Source organism: Flavobacterium sp. LB2P53 (assembly GCF_003970305.1).
Classification (GTDB): domain Bacteria; phylum Bacteroidota; class Bacteroidia; order Flavobacteriales; family Flavobacteriaceae; genus Flavobacterium.
In genome coordinates this window covers 92,718-114,951 of sequence record NZ_RYDG01000002.1, presented here as the reverse complement: position 1 = coordinate 114,951, position 22,234 = coordinate 92,718, and the positions used below count along the sequence as shown (strand labels likewise).

21 protein-coding genes are annotated in these 22,234 nt (G+C 32.1%); 13 read left to right on the top strand and 8 right to left on the bottom strand.

What is annotated here, in order from left to right:
- Positions 1 to 59 precede the first annotated feature (59 nt).
- The 3 genes from EKL95_RS03000 to EKL95_RS15120 form a co-directional block, all read right to left on the bottom strand.
- On the bottom strand, positions 60 to 1,202 hold the full coding sequence (locus tag EKL95_RS03000; RefSeq protein ID WP_199736771.1) for an HlyD family secretion protein: 1,143 nt from the start codon (positions 1,200 to 1,202) through the stop codon (positions 60 to 62).
- A 279-nt stretch (positions 1,203 to 1,481) separates the two neighbouring features.
- Positions 1,482 to 1,667, bottom strand: a complete 186-nt coding sequence (locus EKL95_RS15020; protein ID WP_091259184.1) for a hypothetical protein — start codon at positions 1,665 to 1,667, stop codon at positions 1,482 to 1,484.
- Positions 1,668 to 1,691: 24 nt separating this feature from the next.
- Entirely contained in the window at positions 1,692 to 1,865 is a 174-nt protein-coding gene (locus tag EKL95_RS15120) for a bacteriocin (protein ID WP_231507447.1), read from the bottom strand.
- Between the two features lie 513 nt (positions 1,866 to 2,378).
- Between EKL95_RS15120 and EKL95_RS02985 the strand changes: the two genes are divergently transcribed.
- The 5 genes from EKL95_RS02985 to EKL95_RS02965 all read left to right on the top strand — a co-directional run bounded on the left by EKL95_RS02985 (position 2,379) and on the right by EKL95_RS02965 (position 9,129).
- A complete protein-coding gene (locus EKL95_RS02985) occupies positions 2,379 to 4,085 on the top strand; it encodes a helix-turn-helix domain-containing protein (RefSeq protein WP_158614838.1) in 1,707 nt (568 codons plus the stop codon).
- Between the two features lie 141 nt (positions 4,086 to 4,226).
- A complete protein-coding gene (locus EKL95_RS02980) occupies positions 4,227 to 4,406 on the top strand; it encodes a hypothetical protein (RefSeq protein WP_126457790.1) in 180 nt (59 codons plus the stop codon).
- Positions 4,403 to 6,067, top strand: a complete 1,665-nt coding sequence (locus tag EKL95_RS02975; RefSeq protein ID WP_126457791.1) for a S8 family serine peptidase — start codon at positions 4,403 to 4,405, stop codon at positions 6,065 to 6,067. Before EKL95_RS02980 ends, EKL95_RS02975 begins: the two co-directional genes overlap by 4 nt.
- Positions 6,067 to 8,277 (top strand): lantibiotic dehydratase family protein, encoded by a 2,211-nt coding sequence (locus EKL95_RS02970; protein WP_126457792.1) that lies wholly within the window; start codon positions 6,067 to 6,069, stop codon positions 8,275 to 8,277. Before EKL95_RS02975 ends, EKL95_RS02970 begins: the two co-directional genes overlap by 1 nt.
- Before the next feature lie 3 nt (positions 8,278 to 8,280).
- Positions 8,281 to 9,129 carry a thiopeptide-type bacteriocin biosynthesis protein gene (locus EKL95_RS02965; RefSeq protein ID WP_126457793.1) on the top strand — a complete coding sequence of 283 codons (849 nt, stop codon included), beginning with the start codon at positions 8,281 to 8,283 and terminating at the stop codon, positions 9,127 to 9,129.
- A 60-nt stretch (positions 9,130 to 9,189) separates the two neighbouring features.
- Here the strand turns inward: EKL95_RS02965 and EKL95_RS02960 are convergent, their stop codons facing one another.
- From EKL95_RS02960 to EKL95_RS02940, 5 genes are all read right to left on the bottom strand, one after another.
- Complete coding sequence (locus EKL95_RS02960) at positions 9,190 to 10,167, bottom strand: hypothetical protein (RefSeq protein ID WP_126457795.1); 978 nt, start codon at positions 10,165 to 10,167, stop codon at positions 9,190 to 9,192.
- Positions 10,161 to 10,931 carry a hypothetical protein gene (locus EKL95_RS02955; RefSeq protein WP_126552889.1) on the bottom strand — a complete coding sequence of 257 codons (771 nt, stop codon included), beginning with the start codon at positions 10,929 to 10,931 and terminating at the stop codon, positions 10,161 to 10,163. Before EKL95_RS02955 ends, EKL95_RS02960 begins: the two co-directional genes overlap by 7 nt.
- Positions 10,932 to 11,100: 169 nt before the next feature.
- On the bottom strand, positions 11,101 to 11,727 hold the full coding sequence (locus EKL95_RS02950; protein ID WP_126457799.1) for a hypothetical protein: 627 nt from the start codon (positions 11,725 to 11,727) through the stop codon (positions 11,101 to 11,103).
- A gap of 83 nt (positions 11,728 to 11,810) precedes the next feature.
- Positions 11,811 to 12,473 carry a hypothetical protein gene (locus EKL95_RS02945; RefSeq protein ID WP_091259556.1) on the bottom strand — a complete coding sequence of 221 codons (663 nt, stop codon included), beginning with the start codon at positions 12,471 to 12,473 and terminating at the stop codon, positions 11,811 to 11,813.
- Positions 12,474 to 12,523: 50 nt separating this feature from the next.
- Complete coding sequence (locus EKL95_RS02940) at positions 12,524 to 13,984, bottom strand: hypothetical protein (RefSeq protein WP_126552891.1); 1,461 nt, start codon at positions 13,982 to 13,984, stop codon at positions 12,524 to 12,526.
- A gap of 406 nt (positions 13,985 to 14,390) precedes the next feature.
- Here EKL95_RS02940 and EKL95_RS02935 point away from each other — a divergent pair, with 406 nt between their 5' ends.
- The 8 genes from EKL95_RS02935 (at position 14,391) to EKL95_RS02900 (ending at position 22,042) form a co-directional block, all read left to right on the top strand.
- Positions 14,391 to 14,834, top strand: coding sequence for a GNAT family N-acetyltransferase (locus tag EKL95_RS02935; protein ID WP_126457805.1), 444 nt, complete (start codon positions 14,391 to 14,393; stop codon positions 14,832 to 14,834).
- A gap of 10 nt (positions 14,835 to 14,844) precedes the next feature.
- Positions 14,845 to 15,303, top strand: a complete 459-nt coding sequence (locus tag EKL95_RS02930; RefSeq protein ID WP_126457807.1) for a hypothetical protein — start codon at positions 14,845 to 14,847, stop codon at positions 15,301 to 15,303.
- Between the two features lie 123 nt (positions 15,304 to 15,426).
- Entirely contained in the window at positions 15,427 to 16,893 is a 1,467-nt protein-coding gene (locus EKL95_RS02925) for a lipopolysaccharide biosynthesis protein (protein ID WP_126459065.1), read from the top strand.
- A gap of 177 nt (positions 16,894 to 17,070) precedes the next feature.
- Entirely contained in the window at positions 17,071 to 17,505 is a 435-nt protein-coding gene (gene dut / locus EKL95_RS02920; protein WP_126457809.1) for a dUTP diphosphatase, read from the top strand.
- An 84-nt stretch (positions 17,506 to 17,589) separates the two neighbouring features.
- Positions 17,590 to 18,600: a sugar phosphate nucleotidyltransferase gene (locus EKL95_RS02915; RefSeq protein ID WP_126563515.1), complete on the top strand. Its 1,011-nt coding sequence runs from the start codon at positions 17,590 to 17,592 to the stop codon at positions 18,598 to 18,600.
- A gap of 27 nt (positions 18,601 to 18,627) precedes the next feature.
- Positions 18,628 to 19,980, top strand: coding sequence for a tetratricopeptide repeat protein (locus EKL95_RS02910; protein ID WP_126563514.1), 1,353 nt, complete (start codon positions 18,628 to 18,630; stop codon positions 19,978 to 19,980).
- Positions 19,980 to 20,765 (top strand): DUF4292 domain-containing protein, encoded by a 786-nt coding sequence (locus EKL95_RS02905; protein WP_126563513.1) that lies wholly within the window; start codon positions 19,980 to 19,982, stop codon positions 20,763 to 20,765. The genes EKL95_RS02910 and EKL95_RS02905 overlap by 1 nt, the downstream gene beginning before the upstream one ends.
- A gap of 23 nt (positions 20,766 to 20,788) precedes the next feature.
- The gene (locus EKL95_RS02900; RefSeq protein ID WP_126455028.1) at positions 20,789 to 22,042 is read left to right on the top strand and encodes a murein hydrolase activator EnvC family protein; all 1,254 of its coding nucleotides are present in this window, start codon (positions 20,789 to 20,791) and stop codon (positions 22,040 to 22,042) included.
- Positions 22,043 to 22,234: the final 192 nt, after the last annotated feature.

The window sequence follows — 22,234 nt, the reverse complement described above, 5'->3', positions numbered from 1 at the left end:
GAAAAAAGACTTTAGAATTTTCTCAGAGAGTATAAATTATTTTATAAAATTTTACCAGTTTAAGATTTGGATGCAATTTGTTTTGGGTTGAGCCAATCATCGACTTTGTCAAACAATAAATCAAATAAGCTTCTTCTTGTAATGATGTATCGTGTGGTTAGGGTCATTCCTTTTGTAATTTGGGTTTTGTAACCGGATTGCAATTGCATTGCGGTAGTATTCAGTGCGCATCGTACTTTAAAAAAAGCTTGTTCCCCTTGAATGGTAATATTACGGTCAATATCGATTACTTTTCCTTCTAGCAAACCCCATTGGTTGTAATTGAAAGCATCGAGTTGAAATTTCACCTTTTGATTTTTTCTAATTAAACCTATATCGTTTGGTGAAACGGTGCTTTCTACAATCAATTGATCTATTGCCGAAATAGAGGCTATAGGTTGAGAGGCGTTCAAGAAAGAACCAGCTTGAATTCCTGAGAAATTTTCTATAGTTCCAGATAATGGTGCTGTTATATAATAGTTTTGCGCTTCTACTTTTATTTTTTCTAGGGTGCCGTTTAGGTTTTGAAGTTGCATTTGTAGCTCTCGTTTGCTGTTTTGCCAAAGGCTACGTTGGTTTTTTTCTAAACCAGAAAGTGCTTGCTGAGCATACGTATAATCAAAACTATATTTCTCAAATTCAGCTTTGGCAATTATGCCCTTATCATGCAACTGTTTGTTTCGGTCATATACTATTTTTGATTGGGCAATTTTGCTTTGCAATTCCTCTCTTTTATTATTGTAACTCTGCCACTCTTGCTGCATAGCAAGTGTTTTAAAACCCGTAGCCCTGCCTTGTGTAACTTGAGTTAAATCATGAATTTGATCCTGAATAGTAGCCGCCGTCACTTGATTATTGGCTTTCTCGGTATTTAAATTTTCTTGGGTAATGGCAATCAGGGTATCTCCTTGTTGCACTACTTGGTTATTCTTTATTTTTATAAAAGTTACTTTGCCATTCACTAAGCTACTTACTGGAACATTGTCAGTAGTACTTCGCACGATACCGCGACTCTGACTGCTAATGTCTATTTTGATGACAGGCAATAGTGCCAGAAAAATAAGTATAGCCAGAATCAAGACCAAGTAAATAGAAATACTCTTGGTTTTGTTTTTTGCGATAAGGTTTTCGAGAGTGTTTATGGGATCTTGACTGAAGTTCATTTTTTTTAGTGAATTTATAAGACACGTTTGTATAGATAATAAAAACATGGAGAACCTGCAATCCAACAAACAAATTTCCTTTAACTGATTACTATTTCAATACTAAAAAGACTGCCTAATAAAATAGGCAGTCTCACAATAAAAATCTTGATTTAAAAGTTATTTTTTAACTTTTGAATATGAGCAATTAACGCTCCTAAAGCAATACCTATGATAAATATCTTAAACCAATAAGGAGCTAAGTATTGCATTATTTTATGATAAGTCATTGTGTTAATTTTATGATGTTGCCCAGTCTACAAATTTATAGACGCCATATCCAACTAAAGCACCTACAACAACAACGCCAACAACTGTAGCCCCTGCAGCAGCCACGGCTATCACTGCTGGAGCAAGATAACCTCCTTCAGTCTCTTTGGACTCTTGGATACTAATTTCCTTTAAATTCAACGCTTCTAAATTCATATTTTAATTTTTTGATATTTAACATTATTTTTGTCCTTGAGCAACTGCTGCACCTACACCAACTCCTACCCAAAATGCAGTAGCTACAGTTTCAGCAGATATTGCTATTCCCCATATTAGAAGAGGTATAAACCCACCTTCTGTTCCTTTAACTTCTTGAGCATTAAGCTCCACTAAATTCAAATTATCTAAATTCATTTTTTAAGTTTTTAAAATTACACATTTCATTTCAATAAAAAGTTTCTCGAGAACTTTTGTGCTTGGTTTTTTTTAGAGACCATAGCTTTCAAACTCCTTGCTCTGTTTTTTTTGAAAGGGTTACAGTACAGCTGAATTATTCCCTTATGCTTTGTTTTTTGAGGAACAAATACCTTTACATAAAACCTCATGCTCTGTTTTTTTTGAAAGGGTTACAGTACAGCTGAATTATTCCCTTGTAATTGGCCAATTGATTTAGGAAAGTAATCTACATTTAAAAGTAACGTCTTACTCCAAACGCTTTCACTTTCTTTGTGCCAAAACTAGAGTAAGAAGAGGTTCTAAGCAAACTGTTGTTATCGGAATTCCTGAATTCCGATACTGAATTCACGGAATTCCACAAATTGTATTTTATAAATCACTGAAAATATGCTATTTAAATAATGTAAAAAAATCATTATTTTTAAGATTATTTTAGTGATGTTGCTGTATTTTTGTGCAAAATCTACTGTAATGACTAACCAACGTTTTATTAAAATAGTGCTTTTAATACTGTTTCCTTATTGTTTATTGGCGCAAACGGCTGATAAATTTATCGGAAAAGATTCGTATGAAGATTTAAAAAAAGAGTTTATTTTACAGAAAAGTGATAATAATAAGAAAACATTTATTTCGGAAATCATTTCTAAATCTTATTCTAGAAAAAATAATTTAAGTCTTTCACGGGGTTTTTATCTTTTATCAACATTATACAAAGGAAATAAAGCAATACAATACCTTGATTCATCTATTGCCTATTCAACTAATCAAAATGATTATAATTTTCCAGCATTGTCTTATTCTAGAAAGGCATATGAGTTAAGAATGCAATTTAAGTATAGCAAGGCTTTAGCTAATTATTTCAAAGCAGAAAAATATGCTAAAGACAATAATGAAGATTTAAATTTTTATATCAAGCGGTCAATTGGTGTTTTAAGGTCAGAGGAATTAGGTGAAGTAGAGGAGGCATTGCTACTATATCGTGAATGTTTAAGTTACATAAGAAAAAAAGACATATCATCTTTAAAATACAGTAGCGATTATCACAATCTTTTATTTGTGATTGCCGATGCGCACAAATCATTAAAGAATTTAGACTCTGCTAGTTTTTATAACAAATTAGGGTACAAAGAATCGATTATAACCAACGATAAGTTTTATATACCATATTTTATTTTAAATGAAGGTGCAAATGAAATGTTAAAGAAAAATTACAAAGCATCTTTAGATAGTATAAATAAGGCATTGCCTCAAATAATATTAGATAAAAATTTTGGTAATATACTGGCGTCTTATTTTTATTTAGGAAAGTCGTACGCTGGTATGAGTAGTGAAAAGAAAGCGATTCAAAATTTTATCAAAGTAGATTCCATGTATTTATTAAATAAAAGAATTACACCAGAGTTTATAAGTGGGTATTCCTATTTAATTGAATATTACAAAAAAACTGGAGACAAAGAAAATCAATTAAAATTCTTGAATAAGTTTATGAGTATTGATAGCATATTACAAAGAAACTATAAGCATTTAAATAAAGTTTTAGTCAAAGAATATGACACTCCTCGTTTACTTGCAGAAAAAGAATCCCTTGTACAATCCTTGCAAAACAATGAATCTAGATATTTTATATGGATTTTGATTCTAATAGTAGGTATTGGAGGCTTAATAGGCTACCAATTTTATTCAAAAAAACAATATCAAAAACGATTTGAAGCAATTATTCGTCCTACATCAGTTGATTTTCAGCCTTCTGGTGCTATAAAAAAGGAAGATGATTTTAAACAAGAAAGTAAATCACAAGAATCACGAGGTATAGCAATAGAGGTTGTGGAGCAATTATTAGAGAAGTTAGTCTACTTTGAACGCAATAAGGGATATTTAGAGAATACGATTACCATTCAAAAAGTAGCTTTGCAGTTAAATACAAATACAAAATATTTGTCTAATGTTATTAATGAACATAAAGGAAAAACGTTTGTGCATTATATTAACGATTTGAGAATTACACATGCGGTTGACCAATTGCAAGCCCAAACGAAATTACGAAATTACACCATGCCTTTTTTAGCGAAGGAGTTTGGATTCAATTCTGCCGAAGCTTTTGCTGCGGCTTTTTATAAGAAAAACAAGATTAAGCCTACTTTTTTTCTAAAAGCACTAGAAAATGAAAAATATTCATAACTATTTCGTTTTCAGTTAATTATTTTATATAGCGCTATCGGAATTCACGGAATTCCGCCAATAACTTTTAATTTTTTTTAGCTATTATCAGGCCAAGCTTTTACTTTTGCAACTTGTATAATAAATAAATAATTTTATCACATGAAAACAGAAAAAAAACAAACAAAAACGCAATCAAAGTTCAATTTAGAAAAAATGAAAGTAGCTCAATTGGATAACTTACATTTAATAAATGGTGGTTTTTTAAAATTGACTGGTGACATTGAAACTGTAACTGACTCTTTAATGCCTCCTCCCAATAACTTTAACTTAAAAAAATGAAAAATATTTATTTAATTTTTTTAGTCTGTATAATTTTAAGTTGTGCCACAAAAAAAAATGGAGTTTATGTTTTAAAAAATGAATCAATTAGCTCTGGTTGGCGAAGTTTAGATTCTTTAAATTGGTTTCATAAAGTCAATAAAGATCAAAATGCTTTTATCATTGATTTTATTCAAGTCAAAAAAACATCTAAAAGTAAAGTTCGAAACAATAATGTTGTGGTTGCTATAATTGACACTCCATTAGATACTAATCATGAATATTTAAAGAATAATATTTGGTTCAATAAACATGAAATTCCTTCTAACGGTATAGATGACGATAAAAATGGCTATGTAGACGATATTAATGGTTGGAATTTTATAGGAACAAGAGATAATGGTTATTTAGTTTGGGTTAATTTTGAATTTGTAAGATTTTTGAAAATTTTGAACGCTAATTCTAATCCTCAATTAACTATTCAAAACCTAGGCGGTGATGAATATAAACGTATAATCAACACTTATAACAAGCAATTTGGAGCTTATGACAACTGGTTAAAATCACAACAATACATTGTTGATAATTATCAAATAGCAAAAGATAGCTTAAAAAGATATTTTCCTAATGAAAAGTATTCAATCAAGGAATTAGATAGTTTGTATCTCAAGCATAAAATTAATGATAAAACTTTTAAACAAAGACGTGAAGACAAGGATTATGATATTGGTGCAATGATAGGTTTTATAAAGTCAAGATTGCAAGCAGGAGAGAATACAATTGAGGAAGCTTTAGATACAAGGGTTCGAATAGATTCGATAGTCAACAGAAATCTAAATGTAAATTTTGATGAAAGAATATATATTAAAGGCAATCCTTATTTAGTTAGTAAAGGATATGGAAATGCGACTATCTCAGAAAACAAGGCAGGCAAAAGATCTACGCATAATCATTCAACTAAGGTATCAGGTATTGTATCGATGATTGCAAAAAATAATTTCAAGATAATGCCGTTAGTAATTTCGGCATCAGGTGATGAATACGATCAGGATATAGCTAATGCGATATATTATGCAGTAGATAATGGTGCAAAGGTTATCAATATGTCATTTGGTAAAGAATTTTCTTTATATAAAGAATTGGTAATAGAAGCATTAAAGTATGCAATGAAAAGGGATGTATTGATTGTACATTCTGCGGGTAACAATAAATTCAATATTGACGAAAACCCTTATTATCCGTCAGATACAGAATTTAAGGATGATGCAAAAGAAGTCGTAGATAATTTTATCAATGTAGGCGCCACTACTGCAAAAGCAGACAGTACTTTTGTGGCCTCTTATTCAAATTACGGCAAGAAGAATGTAGATTTATTTGCTCCTGGAGATAAAATTTATACCACAACCGCAGGCAATAGTTATGGCTATGATTCAGGTACTTCACTTGCAGCACCCATGGTTTCTGGAACAGCGGCTTTAATATGGTCGTATTATCCTAAACTAACAGCTAAGGAGGTTAAACAAATTATTCTAGAATCAGGAACGGCTTACGATTTAGACGTTTTGGTCCCTGGTGGAGAGGGCAAAAAAATCAAATTTAGTGAATTATCTAAATCAGGAAAAGTATTAAATGTCTATAACGCGATGCAACTCGCTGAGAAAGTGAGTAAAAAGAAACGATAATGCACCACTATCAAGTTCGTCCTTTCTCGCACTATGTTTTAAGAACCCCTTTATTTCCATTGCCTTTCTATTTTGATTTATTGGAAAATTATTCCGAAGAGGCCTTATTGCTGCAGTTTGAAAACCCTTATGTTAGAGAAGCCATTCGTATGGCTTCACCGGAACTACTAACAGCTTTAAAAAAATGGAAAGCTGATCCTTCCAGTGTATCACCTAAAAAAAGGGAGAGTTTGCAGCTTAGTTTACTGAAATACATTGCGCGAATATCAACTCGTTGTACTCCTTTCGGGTTATTTGCGGGTTGTTCAGTTGGAAAAATAGCTTCTGAAACGAACATTATACTCAATTCAACTGAAAATTTTAGTCGTTTTACACAATTTGACATGCAATTTTGGGTGGCATTATTACGAGAATTTGCTAAAAGAGAAGAAGTTATACCTTATCTTAAATATTATCCTAATAATTCGATCTATGCTCTTGGGGATTTTTACCGCTATGTTGATTACAACTATGTAAAAACAAAAAGAGTCCATACCATTTCAGCATTGCGAAAAACAGCCCTTTTAAGTGAATTAGTGCTTAAAGCAACATCAGGGATGACTGTTGATGAAATGGTTTGTCTTCTTGCCGATGATGATTCTGAAACCGCAGAAGCTTTAGAATATATTAATCAGCTTATCGATTTTCAGTTTCTTGTAAGTGAATTGGATGCAACAGTTACAGGTAGTGATGAATGGGGACGCGTTTTTTCTATCATCGATAAAATTCCGAACTTAAAAAAAGATTCTCAACTTTTGCAAAGTATAAGAACTCAATTTTTAGTATTAGACCAAACGCTTGTTCCTTCTGAAAAAGACTATGAAGCGATACAGGATTTAATTGAGAAAACAGGTGTGGAGTTTGATGAAAAATATCTTTTTCAAACTGATTTAAATACGACCGCTTCCGTAAATACTTTGAGTACTAGTTCACAAAATAAAGTCTTCCAAGCGGTTCGTTTTTTAAACGGAATTCAAAAGCAAAAGAAGTCTGAAAACCATACTAATTTTATAAAAGCATTCACACAAAGGAATGAATCAAGAGAAATGCCTTTGACAACTGTTTTAGATACTGAAACGGGAATTGGGTATCTTCAAAATTCTGAAATGAATGATACGCATGAGATTTTGGAGCATTTTTCTTTTAAAAGTAAAGTTCAAGAAACAATCCTCGAACCTTGGACGGCTTATGATTTTATAATGGAGAAGAAACTTCAGCAATGTATTCTTAAAAATGAAGAAGCAGTATCGCTTTCTGAAAAGGATTTTCCGGATTTTGATCCTAGTTGGAATAATGCACCAGCTACTTTCTCGGTAATGATTGAAATTGCATTGCATCAAGAAAAAGAAATCATATCAATTGAATCTTCGGGGGATGTTAGTGCCGCCAAACTATTAGGGCGTTTTTGTAATGGAAATGATGCTATTTTCAATTTAACCAATGAAGTTGTAGCCAAAGAAGCGACCTATCATTCTGATAAAATTTTAGCAGAGATTGTTCATATTCCGGAATCAAGAACTGGTAATATATTAAGAAGACCTGTTTTAAGAGCATTTGAAATTGCCTATTTGGCTAATTCGGCAGCAACTAAAGACTACACGATTGACTTAAATGATTTAATGATTTCGATACGCAACAACAAAATTATTTTGCGATCTAAGAAACACAATAAAGAAGTTATTCCTTGTTTGTCAAATGCCCATAATTATGTTACTAAATCGCTGCCTGTTTATCATTTTTTATGTGATTTACAGTCGCAAGATGTAAAGCCTATTTACAGTTTCAGTTGGGGTGTTTTAGAAACGCATTATGATTTTTTTCCAAGGGTTGAATATAACGGAGTACTACTTTCAAAATCAAAATGGATCGTAAGTAAAACTGAAATTATGCCTTTTTATAAAATGGATGGCATTCTATTATTTGAAGCTTTTTCGATTTGGAGAAAACAACGAAGCATTCCTAGTCTTGTAAATTGGGCTCATTTTGACAACACATTGTTACTTGATTTTGAGACAAATATAGGGATTCAATTATTTTTGAAATCAGTTGTAAATCATGTTAAAATCACTTTAGAAGAATTTCTATTTACAGAGGAATCTGTGGTGAAAAACGCAAAAGGTGAAAATTTTGCCAATCAGTTCATTCTATCCTATTATAAAGACCAATTGTAAAGTATGAAAAGGGATTTTTGCATAGGAAGTGAATGGCTGTATTATAAAATATACACTGGAGTAAAAACAGCAGATCTTATATTATCTGAAAAGTTGTATCCCTTAATTTTAGATTTACAAAAGGAAAAGATAATTGCCAAATGGTTTTTTATTCGGTATAACGATCCTGATTCGCATCTTCGTCTTCGTTTTTTAGTAACCAAACCAGAAGCAATAGCTACCATTATCAGTTCATTCCATCCTGTTTTTGAGAAGTTATTGGTCAACCATTTAGTTTGGAAAGTACAAACGGATACTTATAAGAGAGAATTGGAGCGGTACGGAGAGGCTACCATGGTAGATTCTGAGACTTTGTTTGGGTATCATAGTGAGTTGATTGTAGCCTATTTAAAGCATAAATCCAATTTTGAGGTAGCAGCACAGCTATTGTTTGGACTGTTTACAATTCATCATTTTTTAGAAAGTTTTCAGTTATCAATGTCTGAAAAACATGAATTGATGCGCCGGTTACAAATGAATTTTAAAAAAGAATTTAATGCCGATGCGGCCACAAATAAGGGACTAGATACCCAATACCGCAAGCGTGAAGTAGAAATTACTGCCTTGCTACTAGGCAAAACGGACTTGCCATTTGAAGTATTAACTCCCTTCATAGAAACTAAAATATCAGAAATTGCTTTGTTAAGTTCCAACATAAAAAGTCAGTTGGAGATTCCTCTTTTTGATTTTTTAAGCAGCCATATTCACATGATGGTTAATCGTCAGTTTACCTCCCGCCAACGACAATATGAGCTCCTGATATACGACCATTTGTATCGGTTTTATAAAACTCAGGAGCTCAGAAGGCATTAAAAATTGGGATTGACTTTTGAGTTAAGCCCTTTTGCTCTATAATACAATAGAATGTTTTAGTTAAAAATCAGTGACAACAAATTTACCATTTGTAATATTGTGAATCAAAGCGCCTTTATTATAAACTTGCAGATTCATTTCGCCTCTAGTTACTTTTTCTTCATTTATAGTTGTATGCTCAAGAATTGTGTAACTGCCAGCTGTTTGGTATTTTTTCCAATCAATATCTCTAATCCACAATAACTGGGTAGCTCTAAATATGCCAACATATTGATCAAAATCAATTCTGTTCTCTATTGTATTTTGGTCAAATTTATACGTGCCTACTGCTAAATTTGGCAATTTAATTTTAGATTTAATTAAAGCTCTAAATCCGTTATCTGTGTAAAAGTACATTTGATATGGATTATTTAATAGTTTCGGATCATATTCGCCAAAATGAAATGCGGTAAAAAAACTTAAAGCAGTTCCTTTAAAATTCATATTTGTAAAAGTATATGGGCACTCGGTAGTTCTTACATTATTACTAGTTACCGACCCTTCGATATATTTTCTTTTTTTATCAATGTCTAATTCATCATAGTAAGATTGTTCTAATAGATATCCTTTAAAATCAAAATGAAGGTACTTTTTTGTTTCATCGTAGTTGAAATTTGATATTGTCATTAAGCCTTTAGGGTTAAAATCGGCAGATTCAAAATGTGCATTTTGATTTCTATAGTCAAAAAGTGTAATATTTTTTAACGTACCATTTTTCAATAGCGAGAATTCAATTCTAAAACCTGGATTTTTATTGTTTTGATAGCTACAACTAAAAAATAAACTTTCACAACTTTCGTTGGAGCCGATGCGACTATTTATTAAATTTAACTGTTCATTGTCAATTTTAATATTTAGAGAATTCACAACTTCTTCTTTAAGAACTTCTTCTCTTTCACAAGATGCTATAAAAAGGAATAAAAGCAAACTATTTGCTTTTATTAAAAACCACCTACAGTACTTACCGTAGGTGGATATGTTTTTTTTTGTGCCTACCATTGAACTTGAATTGGTCTTACTTGAAACTCTACTTTACCAGTATAATATGTTCTTGTAGCAAATTGCCCAGTATTAGGATTTTTATTTACTACATTATCGTAAAAAGGAATTACAGAGTCGAATAAATTGTTGCTTTTCGTTGTTCTTTTGACGATATAATCATTTGATTTTGATTCTTCAATTGACGCTCCATATTTCGTGTTCACTTTAACAACCTCAAAAATTGTCCCGCTTAATTCGGTAGAAAAGTTAGCATTGAATTTTGAGCTTATTGATTGTTTAGTTTCAATTATTAATGGATCATCTACTTCTTCAAAAGAAAATTTCCATTCATTTGAAAATCTATTTAAATCCCACGTTTGAAATTCTAACACTGTACCGTAATTATTATTCAAAAAATTTATAGTTTTTAAGCCAATTATAGTTGTACGAATGTAAGTTTTTTTGAAAGGCCAATTAAATCTGCTGTATGCTTCATGTTTTAATTCAAATAAATCAGACGGTTTAGCAAAAAAGCCTTTTTTATCTGATTCACCAGTGTTTGATGCTTTTGATCCATAAAAGCAATAAATCATAAATTCAAATTGTCCGTCTGTCCATCCGGAGGAGCTATTGAGTCTATAATCAGTTACTTGTTTTGGGTCATCTGTGTTTGAAATAGTATTAAATGCTCCTTGTGCATCATTTCCCGACATTTTGAAAGAGGTTATGTATTCTCTATACTTCCCACCACTAATTGCTCCTTTTTGCTTGCTAGGAGTCAATCCATAATAGATGTTGTCTCTTTGCCAACCCTCTGATGCAGTACCTTCCCAAACATTGTAAGCATCCTTTAAAAATTGACTTTAGCACCATCATTTTTTATGTTGGAAAATAGCAAAATTACTGAACATTTCTATTCGATTTGCTACATAACAAGTAACAATCATTACGTTATAATTTTACTCTTAAAGTAGGTAATATAGCTATGGTTTCAACACCATTTAATGAATAATACAACTTGCTTTTTAAACCAAGTTCAGCATAACTATTGAGTTTGAAATAATATTCTAAAGATCCAAATAAACCCAAATTGTCTGCTCGATTTTTTTCGTTTATTAACACAAACACAGTATTGTTATCAATATTAGTAATATCGCTTCTGTTCATATTTTCAATAAAATAGTATGCTCCAAGCGTAAACTGCAAATTGTTTTTAAAAACGGTTCTAAAATGAACATCATAAAAGTCTTTGGTATGAATGTTTCTATAGTTTTGTAAAACCAAACCAGTATTGGTTGAAGTAAGTATTACACCATCATCTATATTTTTTGCATGCTGTAACCTAGAATAACCTAATCCAATGTAGCGGTCTTTAGGTAATTTAAAATCAAAATTTATTTCATAAAACGAGCCAATATTTGGCAATTCAAAAGGTACGGGATCATCTAAAAAGGATTTGGAGTACTCGATGTAGGATAGACCATAAGAGAACGAAATTTCAATTTTTTGTTCTTTGTTTTCTTGAGCAAATAAAGAAGTTGAAAGAAAAAATATAGTTAATAGTAGTCTATTTTTCATAGGATTAGATTTTATAAGTAACTGTTTTTTAATTTTAATGAATGTTTTATTGAATCATTTTTCTAAAAATAATTTTATGATAATTAGAATCTTTTACCAATATTTAAAGTAAGGTTATAGTGGTTAGGATACACCGGAATTGAGTTAATTTTTTTTTCGCCAATAGGCATTAAATAGTACGGACTGATACCAACAAAGTAATTCTTATAAAATGTACATTGAAATTGTAATCCTAAGGTATAATAAAAAGTATTTAAATTACCTGAAGTGGTTCCATTTTCATAAGTAAGTATCTGTCCATTATTAAAATCATAAGTCCAATTTTTTACATCATGCGCTCTAGAATATGAAAACAAATAGCCAGCACCTAAATTAAAATTAAATAAAAACCGATCATTATTAACAAATAGATAATCTATCTTAGTTCCTACAGTAACAGTATTTATTTTTGACCAAAGCGAATTAAAATATACACCTGAGTAGGTTTGATCCATTAAATAATTATCGACTGCTGTTGCATCATCAAAAAAACGAGGAAAATCATTACTTTGATTGTATTCTAAATACAAATCAAATGCAAAAGACTGAGAAAATCTATTTTGATAATTTAAACCTAGTGAAAAATTATTTAAGTTGCTTTCTTTATCAGGAAACCAAGGTTTGCCAATTGACACATAAACGCTTTCGTTTTGAGCAGATGAGATTGTAAAAATAAAGATAAATAAAACTGTAAAATTTTTTTTCATAACAACATAAATGTAGATGCTGTACCAAAGATACAGCATCTAATTAATAATTAAAGGTCGGTATAATAGTGTTTAAAGTAGTAATCTACAATGCCATTTTTCTTCACATTATAATCCACACCACCATCACTGACTGTTTCACCAGTAGCGCCAAGACCTACAATAGTTGCTAAAACAATTCTACGTGAGATTTCTGCATTTGTCCTAAACTTTGCATTACCGACTGAAACATTAATTTTAGCTGAACCGCTTGCCTCGGCATTTGGTTTAATTTTACCATCTTCAAGTTTAAAACCTGACTTCATGGAAAGTTCAAAAGATGCTGTAGCCTTCAAGTTATGTATGGAAAAAATAGCGAAATCCTGTGTATTTTCGCTCATGTTCCAATCTTGGTCAAATTCAGCACCAAAATCAACCCAATTTTTATCTTTGACATGTTTTCTTTTACATCTGAATTCTTTTACAATATAATCTTTTGGAGAAGCTGTTATTGTGCCATCTGCGTTTTGTGTGACAGAACCATCAGTTGTGCCGCGGTAAAATCTCAACTTTTGATGTGTGCCACCAAACCCCATGTAACCAGTTCCATTTATTCTTATTCTTGGGATATAGGAACTGATACCATCTGTTTCGGGAATATTATTATGATTGGTATTTGTTGTCAGTAATGTTGTTGTTGGTATTGTATTGTTATTATTAGTAAATCCACTAGGATTGTAAACCATGAATTGATTCTCACTAGTTATCAGTTCATTATTTTGGTCTAAAGGTGTAGGTAACAGTTCTATAAAATTACAAGGTCTACCAGCAATATCACATGGATCTATAGGTACGATTACATAAACGGGATTGTTATCTAAAAAATTGTTATCAAGATTATTAATAATTTCATAATCACTGTAGCCTGTATTAAATTGAAATCCGATGTTTGTTTGCGAATTGTTTAGCGGATCGAATGAAACATAATATTCTTGTGCATTTTGATCATCATTTTCATATTCAGGATCAAATGGAAAAAAAATTTGTAATTCCTGTGAAACAAGAAGATTAGTTAATTCATCTGCAATAAACGCTGTAGATCTAAAATTGTTCTTAGAAGTTAAGTTTTTGTCCAAAATTTCTTTAATTGTTTTATAATCATTAGAATTATTTTCAAACTCTTTTCTTAAAGCATTTTTAAAAATATTTTGCTTTCTTAAATTATTTATTTGGTTTTTGAACGTAGCTTGTTCATTTTTTCTTAAACCTTCTTCTTGTTCAAGTAAGTATGCAAAAGATACAATATTTGCATCTTTGTCAACTTCTTTCATTTTGTTATTTAAAGCGTTTTTGACTTCAGAGTCAGTTAATAACTTGCCTAACAAAATAGCAGTTTCTTGTACTAACTTCTGTTTTGAATTTAAATTTGTTTTTTCTAGTGTTTCACTATTGTTTTCAGTAGAACAACTGATTACCAAGAGGCAGAAGGAAAGTAGGAATATACTTTTTCTCATTATAAATTTTGTTCTCATTTAAGATTGTTTTAATTGTTTTAAATTGATAAATTTTAGATAAGTAGCTACAATATCATTTTAGAAAAAAAACTTAATTCTAAATAACGTCTTACTAAGAACTTATTTGTTTTTCTTGACTCCAAAACTACCCTCATATATTTTAACATACAAACACTTGTTATCGGAATTCACGGAATTCCGTGTCTTAATTCCGTGAATATTTTTTTAAAATACCTGAACATCAATAATTTGAAAACATGATTTTTTCTATGAATTTAAGCTATAAGCTCTAATTTTAGGTGTTGCGCGATAAATGACACTTATTAAACTTCAAAATTTTCAATTAGATTTCTCAAAAATTTACCCTATCATCACTTTCAATCTCATTCCTTTTTCTCTAATTTTACATTTTTGAAAAGCAAATATGAAATTAGAAATTAGAGAACTGACCACTAAACAGGAAATGTTAGCTCAATATGAAGTTATGCTACATTTATATACGAATTTCACTTTAGACAAATACGATGCGTATCTCACAGAGATGATCCCACACAACTACAAGCAAATTGCCGTTTTTGAAGGTGATGTATGTGTTGGACTCTCTGGATTGTGGTCAGGAACTAAACTCTGGTCTGGCAAGTATTTAGAAATTGATAATTTTATTGTACACCCAGATCACCGCAAAAAAGGAATTGGCAAAATGTTGACGGATTATGTTGATGCTTTGGCAAAAAAAACGGGCTGTACGATGATCGTTTTAGATGCCTTTACCGGAAATTTCACCGCACATCGCTTTTATTACAACCAAGGTTACGTACCCAAAGGGTTTCACTTTCTTAAAATTTTAAACGAAGAAGGTCTAAGTTAAAGAGAAAATTATGAAAGGATATAAAATAATTTTTTTCTCTGTGATTACCGCTATCAGCCTTACTTTTTGTGCTATGAAACACGAACTTCAAACGGAATTCCCTCAAGAAATACAATCAGTATTCTACCAAAAAGTGAAAAAAGATACGGAAAGCAGCGTGATCAATTTTTATATCGAATTCAAAAAACCGCTTGCGGCAAACATCAAATTGGAGAAAATCTATTTTCACAATCAAGAATCTCTAGTTCAGGAAATTACACCAAAAGACTTTAAATCTTCATTTTTACAAAGCAATAAAAAAGAAGATTTGATTATGGATATAAATCCCACCAAAGAATATTGCAACAAAGCACCTATAATTTCAAAGACCAAATTCGATATCAAATCCACAGAAGCAGTATTAAAATACAAGCTAAAAAATAAAACGTATTATTTGAAAATCTCCAATGTCTTCGAAAAACCGCTCTAATTAAAATCTTCAAATCAAATATTTTCTAAGACAAAACAGCAGTAAAAACAAAAAGGTACTGAGGTCATTTAAACCAAAGAATTGGTTATTTTTGTCGATATCAATTTAAACAAATACGCCATTTTGGGATTATATAAAAATCTTTTTAAACAGACTGCGATTTACGGTTTAGCAACGGTTGTCCCGCGAATGTTCAGTTTTTTTTTGGTGCCCTTATATACGGATTTACTTCCAAAAGCAGCATACGGAAAACTTTCCATCATTTTTGCCGGCATGATTTTTTTTAATGTCATTCTTGCGTACGGAATGGAAACCGCTTTTTTTAGATTTTACAATAAAGAAACAGACAAGAAATCGGTAGTGGAAACCACATCCGTTTCGCTTTTTTGGACTTCCATTTCGTTTCTATTTATAGCATTATTATTCCGCAATAAATTAGCCGTTTGGGCCGGAATTGAAGCGCAATTTATTACGTATAACATCTGGATTTTAGTGCTCGACGCTTTGGTGATTGTTCCTTTTTCTAAATTAAGAGTCAATCAACAACCGATAAAATACGCCATAATCAAAATAGGAAATGTAGCTGTCAATTTATTTTTGAACCTTTTCTTTTTGAGTTATTTACCGGTGATTTCACAATCAAACCCGGATAGTTTTTTAGGTTCTTTTTACTTGGAAGATTTTCAGATAGGCTATATTTTTGTGTCTAATTTAATTGCCAGTCTACTGACCTTTATAGTGTTGTCACCCAATTACTTTATATTGAAATGGCATTTTGATTATTCGCTTTGGAAACGCATGATGCAATACGGTATGCCTGTTATGGTGGCCGGAATAGCATTTGCCATCAACGACCAATTTGACAAAATTTTATTGGGATACTTATTGCCTCCTGACATTGCTGATGCCGAAGTGGGAGTGTATAACGCCTGCTACAAACTCGGTTTGTTCATGGTCTTGTACCGAACTGCCTATACTTTGGGAATCGAACCCTTCTTTTTTAGCCATTCTAATAGTAAAGATGCGCCACAAACCTATGCTACAATTACCAAATATTTTGTCATTTTTGGGTCGTTTATATTACTGTCCGTCATCGTTTTTGCCGATGTGCTCAAAGTTATTATGATCCGAGATGATTCCTATTGGGAAGCCATGAAAGTAGTACCATTAATTATTTTGGCTAATTTTTTCCTAGGCATTTACACCAACCTTTCCGTTTGGTACAAACTCATTGACAAAACGCATATTGGTGCATACATTTCTATAGTGGGAGCCATCATTACCTTAGCATTAAACTTTCTTTTAATTCCTACAATGAGTTATTACGGTTCTGCAATTGCCACCATTGCGGCTTATGGGAGCATGATGACCATCTCTTATTATTTTGGAAACAAATATTACCCCATACCGTACGAAACCAATAAAATTGCCATGTATTTAGTGATTTCCATAGGTTTTTCAGCAGTTTCATTTTATGGCTTTAGAGAAAATTATTTAGTTGGAGTGCCGCTATTGTTAGCATTCCTATATTTTATTTACTACAACGAGAAAGAATTATTAATCAAAATGTTGAACCGAAAAAAGAATTAGAATCTAGTTTTTAGGAGCTATTTCCTGCTTTTTGCTGTATCTTTTCTTTTTTAAAGAAAAAAAGAAAAGGATGCCGCTTCAATCAGGGCTAAAAAATCGAAAACAATACAAAAGAACATATACGGACAAGTAGGGACAAGTCGCGACTTGTCCCTACAGCACATAAAAATAAAAAAAATGACAATAAACATCATCAACAAATCACAACATGCCTTACCAAACTATGAAACCATAGCCTCTGCCGGAATGGATTTACGTGCTAACTTAACAGCATCTATAACATTAAAACCATTAGATCGAGCCATCGTAAAAACAGGACTTTTCATAGAACTACCCATAGGTTACGAAGCGCAAGTAAGACCTCGAAGCGGTCTCGCTGCTAAAAACGGAATCACAGTATTGAACGCACCCGGAACAGTAGATGCCGATTATCGTGGTGAAATTGGAGTTATTTTAGTAAATTTATCCAATCAGGATTTTGTGATCCAAAACGGAGAACGCATAGCACAACTCATCATTGCAAAACACGAACGCGCAGAATGGACAGAAGTTCAGGAATTAACTGAAACCTCCAGAGGTGAAGGTGGTTTTGGTAGTACGGGAGTGAAATAGATTTAATAATTTAAAGATTGAAAAATTTAAAGATTTGCGATACTCTTTAAATTTTTCAATCGTTTAATCTTTCAATAAAAAAACATGAAAATAATTGTCCCAATGGCTGGTCGTGGTTCACGCCTTCGCCCGCATACATTAACCATTCCTAAACCATTAATTCCTATTGTAGGAAAACCAATTGTACACCGCCTAGTTGAGGATATCGCTGGCGTTTTGAATCAAGAAATTGAGGAAGTAGCATTCATCATTCATGAAACTTTTGGCAGTAAAGTAGAGGAGGAATTGATCGCTATCGCTAACAAACTTGGGGCAAGAGGCACCATTTATTATCAAAACGAAGCATTAGGCACTGGTCACGCCATTATGTGCGCTAAAGATTCATTGAGTGGACCAGCAGTAATTGCGTATGCAGACACCTTAATTCGAGCTGATTTCGATTTAGATAAAAATGCCGACAGTGTAATTTGGGTCAAACAAGTAGATCAACCAGAAGCTTTTGGTGTTGTAAAACTAAACGAAGCAAATGAAATAGTAGAATTGGTCGAAAAACCAGAAACATTTGTTTCAGATTTAGCGGTGATTGGGATTTACTATTTTAAAGATGTAGCGGTATTAAGAAATGAACTGCAGCTAGTGCTAGACAATAATATTATCCATGGTGGTGAGTACCAAATTAATGATGGTATCAAGCAAATGATGGCTAAAGGCATGAAATTTGTCCCAGGAAAAGTAGCCGAATGGATGGATTGTGGGAATAAAAATGTCACTGTAGAAACTAATTCACGAATGCTAGGTTTCTTACACAACGACGGTATACATTTAGTAGATGATGCTGTAAAACTAGAAAATTCAACTATTATTCCGCCTTGTTATATAGGTAAAGATGTTATTTTAATCAATGCTACTGTTGGTCCAAATGTTTCCATAGGTAATAATTGTCACGTGATAAACAGTACCATACAAAACAGTTTGATACAAACGCATACGCACATAAAAAATGCAAATCTCGATAATGCCATGATTGGAAATCACGTTAATTTTGATGGTAATTTTACCAGTATCAGTATTGGAGATTACTCTGTTTTAGAATAATCCCCATCCAAAAGGAGAACAAAAGGAATGATAAAAAAAAGACTTTTTATTGTACTATTTATCGCTTTGCAATGCAATTCGGCTTTGATATGGGCACAAATAGAACCAGAAGACATTAAGCTGGATGCAGATCAGTTTCAAGAACTTTTTTTCGAATCCTTAATGCAAAAGGGAATTGAAAACTATGACAAAGCAATAGTGGCTTTAGAAAAAGCTAATAAATTCAAGCCAGATGACGCTTCGGTATATTACGAACTAGGAAAAAATTACTTGTCGTTAAAAGAATATAAAAGCGCCTACTCTTCTTTTGAAAAAGCGACTCAAATAGATCCAAAAAACAAATGGTTTTGGGTTGGAATGTATGATGTAAGTTATGAAACTCGAAATTTTACGCAAGGAATTACCGTTATCAATAAATTGATTGAATTCGACACCAATTATAAAGAGGATTTGACCTCGCTTTACATGGCAACCAACCAGTTTGATAAAGCGTTGGCTTTAATTCAAGAACTCAATGAAACTACTGGAAAAACAGATCGCAGAGAATTATACAGAAGCCAGATTCTATCTGAAGGGAAATTTCAAAATGCAGAAATCAACAATCTAGAACAGTTGATTGCAAAAAATCCGCAGGAAGAAGCCAATTATATCAGCTTAATATTTTTATATTCTAAAAATAATGAAGAGAAAAAAGCATTCGAAATTGTTGAAAAATTAGAAAAAGCAATTCCAGGTTCTGAATGGGCTCAAGTAACGTTGTTTAAAAAATATTTGGATGCTAATGATGGTCCACAAACGGTCAAAGCGATGAATATTGTTTTATCTAGTGCCAAAATTGATTCTAAAATTAAGCATCGAATTTTAAACGAGTTCTTACTTTTCACGGAGAAAAATCCGCAATACGCTGCTGATTTAGAGCAAGCCGTTAGCTATTTTGATACTGATAAATCGGTAGCAGTGGCTAAAGAAATAGGAAAGTTTTTTCAGGTCAAAAAACAATGGGAAAAGGCTATTAAATATTACAATCAAGCTTTGAAAACGGGATTATCGGAGGATATTGAAACGAATTTACTTTTGCTGCAAGCGCAAACAGAATTGAAACAATTTGATAATGTTGCTACAAACGCAACGCTTCTGGTAGAAAGTTTCCCAACCCAAGCTCAGTTTTATTACTATGCCGGATTAGCAAACAATCAGTTAAAGCAATATAAAAAAGCCAAGGATCTTCTAGAAATGGGCATAGATTATGTAGTAGAGAATAAGGAATTAGAAATTAATTTCAATATTCAATTAGGAGAAGCCTACAACGGATTGGGAGATTTCAAGAAAAAAGACTTGTTTTTTTCCAAAGCCAATCAATTATTAAAAGAAAAAAAGTAATGAAAAAAATAGCATTAGTACTCGTACTTTCTGTTTTGGCGCTGTCGTGTAAATCTAAAGCAGTGGCTGTAGTAGCTAGTAACGAGCCTGTTGCAGCATCAAACGGAATGTCAGCAAAAAAAATAATAGAAAATTATTACAACAATAAAAATCAGTTTTCTACATTATATATTAAGTCCAGTGCGCGCTATTCTGACAACAAGCAAACTCAGAATGTAACAGCAGAAATTAGGATTAAGAAAGACGAACAAATTTTGATAAGCATTCGCTTTCTTGGAATCACGATGGCAAAAGCATTGATTACACCCCAGTCTGTTAATTATTATGAAAAAATAAATGGTAGTTATTTTGAAGGGGATTTCAGTAGTTTGAGCCAATGGCTGGGAACGGATTTGGATTATAATAAAATCCAAAACATGCTTTTAGGCAAAGCTATTGATGATTTAACAAAAGGAAAATATTCGGAATCAGTATTAGAAAAAACCTATCGATTGGATGCTATTTCAAATGGTAGTACAAAAAAATCATTTTTTTTGGATTCAGATACTTTTTTAATAGAAAAACAAGAAATTACACAAACTACCGAAGAGCGAACGATCAAAGTTACATACACAGACAACAAAGTATACAACGAGACAACATTGCCTACAAGTGTTTTAATTAATACGTTTCAGAAGAAAGGAACTACCGAAATCAGTTTAGATTACAATACGGTAACTTTCAATGAAGAACTTTCTTTTCCTTATAGTGTTCCAAATGGGTACAAAAGAATTATAATTAAGTAAATTAGCAAAAATATTTTTCCGATATGCCAAAATTTCTCCTAAGCCTAATTTTAATTTGTACCACTTCATTACTATGGAGTCAGGAATCCCAACAAGAAAAATTAGAAGAACGTAAAGCTCAAATTCAAAAAGAAATTCGAGAAAATGAAAGATTACTGCAGAATGTAAAGAAAAAAGAGAAATCCGCTCTCAATGTGGTGATTATTCAAAGTACTAAAATAAGGCTTAAAGAAAAATTAATAAATACCACTGAAAAGCAAACCAAGTTGCTTAACAACGATATGTATATTAATCAGGTTCAGATCAATAAATTAAAAAAAGAATTGGGGGAACTGAAGGAGGATTATGCCGAAATGATTTTAAAATCATATAAAAGCCGTTCGTCAGAAAGTAGAGCGATGTTTTTATTGTCTTCTGAAAACTTTTTACAGGCATACAAAAGAGCGCAGTACATGAAGCAGTACACCAGTTATAGAAAAGCACAGGGCGAGGAAATTAAATCTAAGTCGACCAAGTTATTGGACTATAATGATAAATTAAACATTCAAAAAAAGGAAAAACAAAAACTGATTGCCGAAAACGAAAAGGAACGATTGGCTCTGGAAAAGGAAAAGAAAGAACAGCAAAAGGTAGTAAATTTTATCAAAAAAGATAAAAATATGATTGCCAAAGAGCTTAAGAAAAGACAACAAGAGTACAAATCAATTGACAGACAAATCAATAAATTAATTCGGGAAGCCATTGCGGCAGCCAATAGGAAAGCCGCCTTAGAAAAAGCGAAAGCCAATCCAAGTGCTCCGGTTTCCAGAGGTGCAGTGTCATCCTCTAAAATTGAGTTAACTCCCGAAGCTAAAATAGTTGCTGATAATTTTAGAGCGAATAGAGGAAGATTGCCGTATCCTGTTGAAAAAGGATATATATCATTAGGATATGGAAACCAAACCCATCCTTTGTTCAATACAATTACGGTTCACAACAGCGGTGTAGAAATCACTACGGACAATGGCGCAAGTGCCAGAGCTGTTTTTGGAGGAGAAGTAACCAGTGTCATCGTTTTGTCACCAGTAAACAAAGCCGTAATGATACAGCACGGAGATTTCTTTACGGTCTATCAAAATTTAAGCTCAGTGTCAGTCAATAAAGGAGATAAAGTGAGTATAAAGCAAAGTCTTGGAAAAGTAAGAACGAATGGCGAGACCGGAAAAACGATAATTAAATTTTTAATCCTACAAAATACAACCTATAATAATCCTTCAAGCTGGTTGTCCCCAAGATAGAAAATAGTTGTCTGATAAAAAAAGCACTATCAATTCAATCGAATTGATAGTGCTTTTTTTAGTTAAGGAATTCTTTAGTATTAATGGATAAAAGGTCTGTTGACGAAACCTTTTTGACGGTTGTGCTCCATTACTGTAGTGTTAGTATAGATAGCTGTTTGATTTTTGAATAAATTAACGAATTTAGAACCT